Here is a 12,140-nt window from a genome sequence, read left to right on the forward strand (position 1 = left end):
CGAGGCGCTGGCATTTGCAAGGGAAAGGTACAGCTTTGAGGACGGAGATTACCAGAGGGCAAAAAATCAAATGGAGGTCATACGTGCAGTGATACAGAAATGTGCGTCCTCGTCTTTGCTTGCAAATTACAGCTCTGTCATGGATGCAGTGGCAGGAAGTTTTGAGACAAATATGCCGCAGGATCAGATTGCCGCGCTTGTAAGGATGCAGCTTTCCGATATGGCACAGTGGAATATTACCTCTTATACAGTGAGCGGGACAAGTATGTATGCGCAGACCTATTCTATGCCGGGACAAGACCTGTATGTAATTGAGCCGGATCAGGCGGCGATAGAAGAAGCGAAACGGCTGGTAAGTGAGACGATGGGAAGCAAAGCGCAGGAATAGAGAGGAGAAACACAGATGATAAATCCGGTGACGGTGATGAAAGTATTAAGTGAGAGAAAGGCATTTCTAGAGAATCATCCGGAGCTTTTTAAGTTCCTAAAGGAAAGCTTTGGAGGAGAGGTAAAAAGAGGAACAAAGATAAATGTGGAGGTAACAGAGGCGGACACAGAGAGAAATACACTGACTATTGAAGTGAAAGAAAGCGATCTTCCTTTTCTAGACAGCCTAAAAGAACTTTTTTGATAAAAACTATCAGCATGACAGAAAGAAGGTTGTGCTGATAGTTTTTTTCATTGCTTTTCATCCGGCTGCAAAGAGGCGAATTTCACATTTGAGGTTTTTAAGGCAGTTATGTGCCGAAAGGTTTCTTTGAATGTAACAGTTCAGCCCGCGCTATTCGTAAAACCGCACTGCGTGCTTATCGTGGCTTCCGCCACTGTTTTACTCATTGATGGGCGCTCATCTCATACAGATGTACGCTCGCAAAAACATGCAGGCATGTTTTATGCTTCCCGCACACTGTATGGCTGAACTGATACCTTTGAATTATAGGTTTCCTTGAATTGGATTGTGTTTCTTACCTTTACGTGGTAAACTTAAAAAAGGAACAGCAGGCTGCAATGCTTGCATGCAGGCGTGAGGCAGCGGAAACTACAGGAAAGATAAGGGGCGGGTAGGATGGCAGTACCGTTGTATATTAGAAATGAATATTTTAGAGGGGTTATGCTGGCGGACAAAAGTGCGCATATATTGGAGTTTAAGTATAAAGGGGAGACGATCAGTGTATATGAGGAAAGTACGCTGATTTTCTGCCTGCATTATCATTTGGAGAGTAAATTTAAAGCGGAGATTCTGGATTTTTACTTGATTGACAAAAACTTAAGAGGAAAAGGCTATGGGACAGTCTGTATGAATGAGATTTTAGAGCAGCTTAACAAAAAGCGTGTGACTATGGTGAAGGCTCCCCTTGGATATGCAAAGCTTCCGGACGGGTATGCCAGCAGAGAACAGTATGAGGCGCTTTTGAGCGGCTTTTATGAAAAGACAGGTTTCTCGATTGGCGGCGATCTAGATATAGCAATACAGATATTAAATTAAGGCAGGATAACGGATGTATAGAATTCTGATTATAGAGGATGACCTGGCGATGGCGCAGGCCATTCAAAGGGAAATGACAGTGTGGGGAAATGAGGCGGAATATGTGGAGGATTTCCAGAATGTGCCGGCACATTTTGCAGAGTTTGATCCACATTTGATTCTTTTGGATATTACATTGCCATTTTATAATGGGTATTACTGGTGCGGTGAAATCAGGAAAATTTCCAACGTGCCGGTTATTTTTATTTCGTCCGCGGCAGATAATATGAATATTGTCATGGCAATGAACATGGGCGGTGATGATTTTATTGCAAAGCCGTTTGATTTGAACGTGCTCGTAGCGAAAGTACAGGCGGTGCTCCGACGGACATATGATTTGTCTGGAAAAGTACCGGTTTTAGAGCATAGAGGCGCTATGCTGAATCTGTATGACACGACCTTTGTGTACAATGGAAAGAAAATCAATCTGACGAAAAATGAATTTAAGATTCTTCAAACATTGCTGGAACAAAAAGGAAGGCTGGTAAGCCGAGACACGCTGATGACGAAATTATGGGAGACGGATGACTATATTGAGGAGAACACGCTGACAGTCAATATTGCCCGTCTGCGTCGTAAGCTGGAAGCAGCAGGACTAAATGACTTTATTGCAACCAGAGTTGGGGAAGGGTATATTATAGAAGTGACAGGGAGATAAGAGATGTTTTTTGATTATCTGTATGAGCACCGGTATACTGTCGTATGGGCATTGGGCTGTTTCTTATGTTTTGCGGCAGTATTTGTGCTATATAGGATTGACATACGGGCAGTCGTATATCCGGGAATGCTTAGCGGGGCAGTAAGCCTTTTATTTTTAATACCAGGTTATCTCCGTTATAAAAGAAAGCGGGAAATACTGAAAATGTTGGCATGGGAAGAGGAGGATGTGACAGAGCAGCTCCCAGACGTGCAAAGCCCGCTGGAAAGAGAATATCAGGCGCTTGCAGGGCGTATGGAAAAGAACCGGCGCGCGAGCGAAGAAAATCAGGTGGAAGCGCAGAAGGATATGCAGGATTATTATGCCACTTGGGTACATCAGATAAAGGCGCCGATAGCGGTGCTCCGCGTTCTCACGCAGAGAGAGGATACAAAAGAAAACCAGGAAATGCGTTCGGAATTATTCCGCATTGAGCAGTATGTGGATATGGCACTTTGTTATGCTAGGCTTGGAAAAGACGCCTCCGATCTTGTGCTGCAGGAATATGAGCTGGATACAATTATAAGAAAAGCCATCCGCAAATATGCCGGACAGTTTATACGCAAGAAAATACGGCTTGTGTACAGTGGGACAGACGAACGTGCCCTGACAGATGAAAAATGGCTGTCATTTATTTTGGAACAGCTTTTATCCAATGCGGTAAAGTATACCGCAAAAGGAGAGGTGCGTATCACAGTGGATGACAGAAAGCATCTGACGGTTGAAGATACCGGAATCGGGATTGCGCCGGAGGATGTTCCGCGGATTTTTGAGAAGGGATATACGGGCTATAATGGACGCATGGATAAGAAGTCTACTGGAATCGGACTATATCTTGTAAAAAAGGCGTCAGAAAAATTGGGACATTCTCTTAGTGTTTCCTCAGTACCGGGAAAAGGAAGCCGATTTACGATTGATTTGAATTCTTATCCGTTTCAGGCAGAATAAAATAGGTAAAATCATAAAAAGTATACCTTCGGGCATCCCGCATTTTGTGCCTATTTTGGCTGGCAGGCTTTGCCCGACAAGGTATATCCTAAAGGGCACACCGTAATACATTCCCTTCGGGAGGGCGGGCTTCGCCCGATAAGGTATATATTACAAAATTGTCACATGAAACAGCTATAATGTCACAGGATTCGATGTCGGACATTATAGCCGTTTTGTTATACTGGCTTTGACAACAAACAAGGAGGACATAAAAATGGCAATTTTGGAAGTTAGAAATCTAAAGAAAATATATAAACCGCGTTTTGGAGGAAATCAGGTACAGGCGCTCTCAAACGTCTCTTTCTCTGTGGAAAAAGGAGAATATGTCGCGATTATGGGAGAGAGTGGTTCAGGTAAGACGACGCTTTTAAACATTCTTGCAGCGCTGGATAAGCCGACGGGAGGAGAGGTTTTTTTAGAAGGGATTCCTCTTTCTTCTATTAAAGATCAGAAAATTTGTGAATTTAGGAGAGAAAAATTAGGATTTGTGTTTCAAGATTTTAATCTGCTCGATACATTTACGATTCAGGATAACATTTTTCTGCCTCTTGTATTAGAGGGAAAACATTACAAAGAGATGAAAAAGAAACTGGATCCTATTGCAGAGGAGTTGGGGATAGCAGAGCTTCTCAATAAATATCCGTACGAAGTGTCCGGCGGACAGAAACAAAGGGCAGCAGTCGCGCGTGCACTGATTGCAGAACCGAGATTGATTCTTGCCGATGAACCTACCGGAGCACTGGATTCTAAATCTACAGATGAGCTGTTAGGGCTGTTCGCAAAGATCAATCAGAGGGGACAGACCATTTTAATGGTTACGCATTCTGTGAAAGCCGCAAGCAGGGCGGGACGTGTACTTTTCATAAAGGATGGAGAGGTATTCCATCAACTGTATAAAGGGAAAATGACAGATGAGCAGTTCTATCAGAAGATTTCGGATACCCTTACAATACTGGCGACAGGCGGTGAAGTACAATGAAGAAAGGATTCTATTGCAGACTTGCAGTAACAGGCATTACAAAAAATAAAAAACTATATTACCCATATATTCTGACATGTATTTGTATGGTGATGATGTTTTATATTATCTGTTTTCTCAATCAGAGTGGAGAATTTAGAAAAATACCCGGAGGGGATGCAATGCAGTCCGTCCTTTCCTTCGGGTGTGGCGTAATCGGAATTTTTTCTCTTATTTTCTTGTATTATACGAATTCTTTTCTCATACGGCGAAGGAAAAAGGAATTTGGACTTTACCACATACTAGGAATGGGAAAACGCAATCTGGTCAAAATTCTCATATGGGAAAACATTCTGACAGCGCTTGTATCACTGGTGATGGGACTTCTGATCGGATTTTTATTATCTAAGGCAGCCGATCTTCTGTGTGTACGGATTATGGACGCCGAAGCAGGCTTCTCCATGCATATAGAACCGAAAGCGATAGGGATGACAGTGATTTTATTTGCGGTTGTGTTCTTTTTGATTATGCTCAGGATGCTGCTGCATATTTACCGTTCGCGTCCGGTAGAACTGCTGCAAAGCGAAAGTGTGGGAGAGAAGCCGCCGAAGGCAAACTGGGTGATCGCGCTCTTTGGACTGACACTGCTTGTCGGGGCGTATTATCTTGCATTGCATATTGAAGAACCGGTTACGGCAATGGTGTGGTTCTTTGTGGCGGTCGTGATGGTCATTTTTGCAACGTATCTCTTATTTATTACGGGGTCTGTAGCATTTTGCAGATTACTGCAGAAAAATAAAAGCTACTACTATAAGACGCGCCACTTTGTTTCCCTCTCCTCAATGGTATATCGTATGAAACGAAACGGGGCGGGGCTTGCTTCTATCTGTATCCTTTCTACTATGGTACTGGTTATGCTTTCCTCCACAGCATGTCTGTATCTTGGGGCGGAGGACAGTTTACGGGGCAGATACCCGAGAAATATTGTGGTAGATACCTATAGCCAGGAAGAGAAGTATGAAAAGAAAGTACAGAAGACAATAGAGGATATCCTAAAAAAACAGCAGGAGAAGCCAGAAAATATCCTGCAATATACGATGCTCGATATAGCAGGGTACCAGGCAGGAGATACCATATACCTGAATCCTGAAAATATAGGTATAGGAGTAGATTTGTTTGAAGATATACGACAGCTGTTTATCATTCCTCTGTCAGATTATAACCGTCTAATGGGAAAATCAGAGACACTGGAAGAAAACGAGGTGATGATTTATATGACAAAATCCCCTCAGAGTGGGGAGTCATACGGATATGAATATGATACGCTTACATTAGAGGGCCTGGGCACCTGGCAGGTGAAAAAGACAGTGCCGGAGTTTGTAAATAATGGAATCGACGCGTAGCAGGTCATGTCTTCCCTGTTTATATTTGTCAAAGACGAAAACGTGATAAAACAGTTCTATAACGGGCAGGCGGCAGTATATGGAAAAAATAAATCCTATCTGCACACATACTATGGATTTGATTTAAACTGCGGCAAGGAGAAGCAGATTGAGATTACAGAGGAAATCAAAAAGCAGATATATACTTATATGGAGCAGGACGAGGCATTTCCGGGAGTGATAGTAGAAGGCGTCGAACAGGAGCGTTCTGGCTTCTACGGATTATATGGCGGATTGTTCTTTTTAGGAATTCTGCTTGGAATCATTTTTATATTTGGCACCGTCCTGATTATGTATTATAAGCAAATATCAGAAGGGTATGAGGATCAGGGAAGATTTGCGATATTGAGAAAAGTGGGAATGAGACAAAAGGAAATCCGGCAGAGCATTAATTCGCAGGTGCTGACCGTATTTTTCCTTCCGCTTATCATGGCGGGGATTCATGTAGCGTTTGCTTTCCCGTTGATTTCCAAATTACTTGTGTTATTTGCAATTACAGACAAGAAGCTTCTTCTGTGCATAACAGGAATCTGTTATCTTGCCTTTGCAGGGTTCTATATCTTAATCTATATAGTGACCTCCAGAGGATATTATGGAATTGTAAGCGGAAAGAAGGAACAGTATTAAAAGCAGAAGTACAGGAATGAGGAAGGAGGTACCTTCAGGATTTGGCTTGCTTTTTGTGGGATTCTTGCGTATACTGTAATCAGTTGTATGCAAAGTGTAAAGGATGGATTTGCAGAGGCGTATAAAAGAGAAGCAAAAGGGAGATAACAGTATGGAAAAAGGAAAAGCGGTTCTGGCTTTCGCTGTGGCAGCAGGTATGGCGGGAATGCTTGCCGTACCGGTTTCGGCGGCGGATACAGAAGGCGCAGTGCAGGAAATAAAAGTTGAACTCGCAGACGGCTCGGGGATCTGGGTAAAACCTTCTTCCGAAATCGGGGGGGGCAAAACTATGATGTGGAATTTACTTTAAGCGAGGAGGAAACATTACTACAGGTGGCGGAAACAGTGAAACTGTACCAGTTTGACGAGAAAACCGCATCATTTGTGGAAACTGTGGGAGGGTATCGTCCGGGCGGCACATATTATCTCTCTATGATTGAATTGTTGGGAGATGCTGACGGAAGTGAGGAATCCACACTATGGCAGGGCATAAATTTAGCGGATATATGCATCCAGGCGATGGCGGAAAGCATAAGCGGCGGAGATAGTGAGGCAGGAAAGAGCAGAGAGATTACATTTCAGATACAAAGCGGGGCGGAACAGGTGGAAGAGATTTCTTTTCCAGCATGGAGCGACGTAGAAGAACAAATGCGGCCTTATATAAAAGTGGAATTTCAGGAAGATCCGTCTTTGTTCAGGGAGCCGCTTTCTTTTGATTTCAGTGTCAGACAGACAGGAAGCTACACAATTTTGGGTGATAAGAACGCAGTGAAGCTTCCACAGCCGTACGATACTATAGCTCAGACACTGACAGCACAATATATACCGCAGATAATTGATTTCCTTGCTAATAAAGCAGAGTCGGAAGGAAAAACAGAGGAAGTTAAGCTGATAGAAGCAGAGTCAACGCAGGAGGCTGCTGAAAATGGAAAGGTCTCTTTGTCCAATCCTGTTATTTTACAGACGGCTTCCCCCATCACTCTGGACGGCGTATGGTATGAAGTGGGAGGGATTTCTGACGGACAGTCTTTTGAAAATGAGGATGTGATCTCCATAGAAGTAAAAGGTTCAGGTATGAATAATACAACACCGAAGGAAAACGATCTGCGTTACCTTCCTGTATCATGGATGATAGAGAAAGGGGAGGTGGAAATAAGAAACGGTTCCTGGCAGGAGGAAGGCCCTTTTACAATCGAGGAAAGTGCGAAGGAACTAGGGGCAGGAGACTATATGCTTACAGTACAATTTGCTTGCCAGACCTATAAGGCAAGTGCTGGGGGCTGGGAAACCACCGAAACGGTGACGGCAAAGACGGCCTTTTCCGTTATGGGAGCAGACGAGGGCGGCTCGTCGGAAACACCGGATGACGAGAAGGAAAAAGGAGATGCAAATACAGGCGGGGAAGGACAGAAAAAGCCTGAAAAAGGTGGTTCCGACAGTACTGAGGAAGCTTCGTTATCTCCGAAGACGGGAGAGGAGAATAACCGGATATTTTTAGCGGGGATGCTGTGCATACTGTCCGCCGGAGCAGTAGGTGTCTGCGTATACAAAAGAAAAGGTAGCAGATAAGCGAAGAAGATGATGTAAATAGAAAAAGAGAACCGGAACGGACTTAAGATATAAAAAGTTCGTTTCGGTTCTCTTTTTACAGGAGATACCGGTTACGGATCCAACCGTTTGATAAAATTTCCAGAGACAGAACATCCCTCATTAAATACCATAAAAGCATTGGGGTCTATTTCTTTTACAATTCTCTTGATGGTGGCTACTTCATGCTTGGAGATGACAACAAAGAGAACAGAGGAATGTTCGTTTGTATAGGCCCCTGCTCCGTCCCAGTTTGTGACGCCCCGTCCGGTCTGCTGCATGATTGCCTGTGGGATTCCCTCTTTTTTTGTAAAAATGATGACACTCATGTTGATATTCTGTATATGTACTCTGTCGCAGGCAATAGAATATACAACACCATAAATGAGCGAATAGATGACGATTTCTATGTTGAACATGGCAAGACAGATCCCATATACAAGAATATTGATAATAAGGGACATCTTTCCTACGCTAAAACTGTGGAATTTTTTTGTAAAATAGAGTCCAAGTATGTCCTGTCCGCCGCCAGAGCTTCCGCCGCGTAAGATAAGTCCAGAACCCGTTCCCGCGATTATGCCTCCGATAATGCAGGCAGTCAGATAGTCCTCGATGACTGGGTGGATAGGAATGGGAATCAAGGTCAAGGCAGCGGTCTGTATCAGGATGGTTATGATAGAGCGCACAAAAAAATTTTTGCCCATTGTCCATGCCAGGTAAATTAGAGGGAGGTTAATCAGCAGATAGATAATACCGGCGATGTCGGTCTGCCCGAAGGACAGATGGAACACCTGCAAAAGAAAGGTACGGATTAACTGGGAAATCCCCATGAATCCACCGTTATAAAGGGAAAGTGGAGTGATAAACACATTTAGCCCAAAGGCAAACAAGACAGAACCAAGCACGGCATATCCCATACCGTTTAAACCAATGCGCTGCATAGTGGATGAAAATTTTGGTGACATAGTACAATAACTCTCCTTTTTTGAAAGAATTCCTATAAAATCCTTTACATATTATAACAGGTTCTAGACTGCGGTACAATATCAAAATTAACGATTCCACTGTAAAAAATGAATACTAAAAGGTTCTTTTTTATACTTCATCAAATGTTTTAAAATGACAGTCGCAGAGATACAGAACGTTCCGTAGACAAATGACCTTACAGGTATTGTCCAGGCGCAGGCCAATGTAAAACAAAAGAAAGTAATGATACTGCGGAACAGATGTGGACGAATGATGACAACGGCAGAAAATAAAAGATAGAATACAATCAGATAAAGAAGTGGAGTTAGAAAGGGATATAATCCCAGCAGACAGCCAAAGGAAACGGCGATGGCCTTTCCCCCTTTTTTGAACTGGAGAAAAGGAAAGGCATGTCCTATAACTGGTGCAGAAAGTACAAAACAGAAAAGAGGCGCTTGAGGGCGAAGAAAGCGGGCGGCGAAAAAGACAGGAAAAAATCCTTTGGCAAGCTCTAAAAAAATAACAAGTGTGCCAATGCCTGCACCGGCACAGGCAAATGCATTAAATGTACCTGGATTCTGATCTTCACTTAACCTTCGAATATCCATATTACAGAAAAATTTTGGTACGAGATATGCATACAGAATACTTCCTGAAAGATAACCGACGATAATAAAAAAGATATAACCTGCCATAGTATTTATTCTCCTGCTGCCTCTGTAAAGCTTCGTAAAAGCTGATATGTTTTTTCTGCGGCATCCTTTGGGATGACTCTTTTCTGGGCTGCACACATAGATTTTTTTAGTTCCTCATCTCGGATCAAATTTTGCCCTGCACGAATCTGTCCATAGAATTTCCGAGAAGTAAGGGAAAGACCGTGGGTAGTAAAAAAATCGAGATTTTTAGTTTCACAGCCTGGAATCGGGCGAGTGTGCACAATAGGAATTTCTTTTACCGCTGCTTCCGTGCTTGTAAGTCCGCCAGGCTTTGTAAAAAGAACATCGCTGGCATCCATATAGGCAGAAATGTGTTCTGTATAGCCTAATATCCGTATATTATCGTAATTGTGAAAAGATTTCTGCAATATTTTACGGAGTCTTTTATTATTTCCGCAGATCACAATAATATATTCATCGGGTGAGAGCGTTTTAAGAAGTTCCGCTACGAAAAATGGGATTTTACCGAATCCCATACTACCACTCATAATCAGATATACGTGTGCAGCTTCTGGAATCCGGCAGATTTGGCGAGCATAACTTTTTTTCCCTTTTTCAGAGAATGACTTTCTGACGGGGATCCCATAAGGCTTTAACTTAGATGCAGGGAGTCCTTTTTCTTCGAATTCTTGTGCAAGCGAAGGGTGAGGAATGATGTATGCATCGCAGTTTGTCTCTTCCCAAAATGGAATACAGGTATAATCCGTTTCTACAGCAATCACTTTTGGGCGGAGTATCCCTTTTTGTTTCATATAGGTAAGTGTTTCTGCAGCAAAGAGATGGACTGTAACAATGGCGTCATAAGAATGAGCGTTGAGATATTTTTTCAGAGGTTCTGCAAGTAGTGTATTTGCATAATAGACAGGAGATTTCCTTTTCTTTGAGCTTACCAGTGTCCCAGCTTTGTAGAGAAGCTGAAAGAATCCAGGGGCATGTGTCACAATTCCAACGTAGCTGCCGCCAACCAGACGGGAAATTCGTTTTCCGGCCAGGAGCATAATATCTACGAGTTCAGCTGTGTCCCCATGTGACACAATACATTCTTTGAGCGCCTTGCCGGCATAATTGTGTCCTTCTCCTGTATTACAGGATAAAATTAATATATTCATAATACATTTGTCTCATTTCTATAAGTCGGTTCATTTGTGTCAATCCATATCAGTATAACCGCTTTTTGCGGGGTTATATCATAAATCCTGCAAGAAAGATAACAACAGGGATGGTGAAGATAGAAAGTATGGTAGAAAATGCAAAAATTTCCGATGCGTACGTATAATTCTGGCGAAAACGAATTGCCATCATAGTTCCTGTTGTAGCAGTCGGACATGCCGCGGCAATCAAAATTGTATATGCAACATCATGCGGGAATCTGCATAGGGCAAGTGCTGCTAAAGTAAGAAGAGGGACTATCAGTAATTTTAAGATGGAAGCCCTGTATATTTTTAAAGTGGTAAACAGCTTTTTTAAGTCTGCCTGAGCCACAGAGAAGCCTGCGACCATCATGGCAAGAGGTGTATTCATGTCGGCAATATAAGTCATAGAATCTAGAAGAATGTCTGGAAGCACGATTTGAGAAAAAAACAAAATCAAAGCAACCCCTGTTGCAATAACGACAGGGGAAAGCAGTCCTTCCTTAAGCTCTTTTAAGCTGAATTCCTTTTTCATCAGGCTTAAGCCATGCGTCCAGGAAAAGAGGTTAAAAAGAGTGATATACGCGGTGAGAAAAAATACACCTTTGTTTCCGAGTACACTGTGAATTAATGGGATTCCAATAAATCCGCAATTCGAATAAACTACGCTGAAACGTTCAATACAGTAATCTGGGTTCTTCTTTACAGGAATGAAGAGATTCGCAGCGAATATGGCGATTATATTTGAAACGGCTGCGGCGACAAAGGCGAGAAGAAGCCCATGCACCAGCTCTGTATCATAATCAGTCTGAAGTGCGGTCAAAATGACACAAGGATTGACAACTAACAAGAGCAGATCAGATACAGTGCGGTTCCCCTCCTGCCCAACCAGACGGATCCGGTAGCAGACAAAGGCAAGCAGCATGATAAAAAACATTTTTAGAAGTTGACTGAATATCAGTATAAACATAAGATGATAGGTTCTCCCCTCTAAGATACTTAAACCAAGAAGGAAGCTACGATTTCATTTACCTGTTTTCCATCTGCCTTCCCTTTTACCTTCGGCATAAGCTCTTTCATAATTTTTCCTTTGTCTTTTCCAGCAGGCTTTGAGATTCCAAGCTGTGTAATTACTTCCTGCACGAGTGCGCGGATTTCCTCCTCGCCCATCATTTTCGGTGCATATTCTTCAAGAACTGAGAGACGTTTTTTACATTCCTCAATGATGTCTGTGCGGTCAGCCGGAGTCATATCCAGGGTTTCCTTTGTCTGCTTAATTTCCTTTAATATAACCTGTGCCTCCTCCTCAGCAGAGAGCTCTGCACGCTTATCGATTGCTTTATTCTTTAAAGCAGAGAGAAGAAAAGAAAGTGCCGCTTTTCGCTCTTTGTCTCCAGCCTTCATAGCGGCAACCATAGCGCTTCTGACTTCATCAATTTTACTCATTTTATTAACCTCCTGAT

The 12,140-nt window shown here is 42.8% G+C and carries 15 protein-coding genes; 10 read left to right on the forward strand and 5 right to left on the reverse strand.

The annotated features are described in order from the left end of the window. The 10 genes from H8S37_RS00005 to H8S37_RS17455 form a co-directional block, all read left to right on the forward strand. The coding region (locus H8S37_RS00005) for an LCP family protein (RefSeq protein ID WP_186874018.1) at nucleotides 1-388 on the forward strand (388 nt) is incomplete at its 5' end. A 15-nt stretch (nucleotides 389-403) separates the two neighbouring features. After that, nucleotides 404-631 (forward strand): hypothetical protein, encoded by a 228-nt coding sequence (locus H8S37_RS00010; protein WP_186874019.1) that lies wholly within the window; start codon nucleotides 404-406, stop codon nucleotides 629-631. 435 nt (nucleotides 632-1,066) lie between these two features. After that, the gene (locus H8S37_RS00015; protein ID WP_186874020.1) at nucleotides 1,067-1,486 is read left to right on the forward strand and encodes a GNAT family protein; all 420 of its coding nucleotides are present in this window, start codon (nucleotides 1,067-1,069) and stop codon (nucleotides 1,484-1,486) included. 13 nt (nucleotides 1,487-1,499) lie between these two features. Further along, entirely contained in the window at nucleotides 1,500-2,183 is a 684-nt protein-coding gene (locus H8S37_RS00020; RefSeq protein ID WP_186874021.1) for a response regulator transcription factor, read from the forward strand. Nucleotides 2,184-2,186: 3 nt separating this feature from the next. After that, entirely contained in the window at nucleotides 2,187-3,170 is a 984-nt protein-coding gene (locus H8S37_RS00025; RefSeq protein WP_186874022.1) for a sensor histidine kinase, read from the forward strand. A gap of 256 nt (nucleotides 3,171-3,426) precedes the next feature. Then, complete coding sequence (locus H8S37_RS00030) at nucleotides 3,427-4,191, forward strand: ABC transporter ATP-binding protein (RefSeq protein WP_186874023.1); 765 nt, start codon at nucleotides 3,427-3,429, stop codon at nucleotides 4,189-4,191. Beyond that, nucleotides 4,188-5,573: an ABC transporter permease gene (locus tag H8S37_RS00035; RefSeq protein ID WP_330604778.1), complete on the forward strand. Its 1,386-nt coding sequence runs from the start codon at nucleotides 4,188-4,190 to the stop codon at nucleotides 5,571-5,573. Before H8S37_RS00030 ends, H8S37_RS00035 begins: the two co-directional genes overlap by 4 nt. A gap of 42 nt (nucleotides 5,574-5,615) precedes the next feature. After that, nucleotides 5,616-6,239 carry an ABC transporter permease gene (locus tag H8S37_RS17450; protein ID WP_330604779.1) on the forward strand — a complete coding sequence of 208 codons (624 nt, stop codon included), beginning with the start codon at nucleotides 5,616-5,618 and terminating at the stop codon, nucleotides 6,237-6,239. A gap of 151 nt (nucleotides 6,240-6,390) precedes the next feature. Further along, nucleotides 6,391-6,588 carry a hypothetical protein gene (locus H8S37_RS00040; protein WP_186874024.1) on the forward strand — a complete coding sequence of 66 codons (198 nt, stop codon included), beginning with the start codon at nucleotides 6,391-6,393 and terminating at the stop codon, nucleotides 6,586-6,588. A 23-nt stretch (nucleotides 6,589-6,611) separates the two neighbouring features. Beyond that, nucleotides 6,612-7,847, forward strand: coding sequence for an LPXTG cell wall anchor domain-containing protein (locus tag H8S37_RS17455; RefSeq protein ID WP_207723853.1), 1,236 nt, complete (start codon nucleotides 6,612-6,614; stop codon nucleotides 7,845-7,847). Between the two features lie 92 nt (nucleotides 7,848-7,939). Here the strand turns inward: H8S37_RS17455 and H8S37_RS00050 are convergent, their stop codons facing one another. The 5 genes from H8S37_RS00050 to H8S37_RS00070 form a co-directional block, all read right to left on the reverse strand. Beyond that, entirely contained in the window at nucleotides 7,940-8,830 is an 891-nt protein-coding gene (locus H8S37_RS00050) for a YitT family protein (protein WP_243207022.1), read from the reverse strand. An 87-nt stretch (nucleotides 8,831-8,917) separates the two neighbouring features. Beyond that, nucleotides 8,918-9,526 carry a glycerol-3-phosphate acyltransferase gene (locus H8S37_RS00055; RefSeq protein ID WP_186874026.1) on the reverse strand — a complete coding sequence of 203 codons (609 nt, stop codon included), beginning with the start codon at nucleotides 9,524-9,526 and terminating at the stop codon, nucleotides 8,918-8,920. 5 nt (nucleotides 9,527-9,531) lie between these two features. Continuing rightward, nucleotides 9,532-10,656 carry an MGDG synthase family glycosyltransferase gene (locus H8S37_RS00060; protein ID WP_186874027.1) on the reverse strand — a complete coding sequence of 375 codons (1,125 nt, stop codon included), beginning with the start codon at nucleotides 10,654-10,656 and terminating at the stop codon, nucleotides 9,532-9,534. Nucleotides 10,657-10,729: 73 nt separating this feature from the next. After that, nucleotides 10,730-11,647, reverse strand: coding sequence for an AEC family transporter (locus H8S37_RS00065; RefSeq protein WP_186874028.1), 918 nt, complete (start codon nucleotides 11,645-11,647; stop codon nucleotides 10,730-10,732). Between the two features lie 29 nt (nucleotides 11,648-11,676). Further along, nucleotides 11,677-12,123: a GatB/YqeY domain-containing protein gene (locus H8S37_RS00070; protein WP_186874029.1), complete on the reverse strand. Its 447-nt coding sequence runs from the start codon at nucleotides 12,121-12,123 to the stop codon at nucleotides 11,677-11,679. Between the last annotated feature and the right edge of the window lie 17 nt (nucleotides 12,124-12,140).

This window comes from Mediterraneibacter hominis, from assembly GCF_014287475.1.
Classification (GTDB): domain Bacteria; phylum Bacillota; class Clostridia; order Lachnospirales; family Lachnospiraceae; genus Mediterraneibacter; species Mediterraneibacter hominis.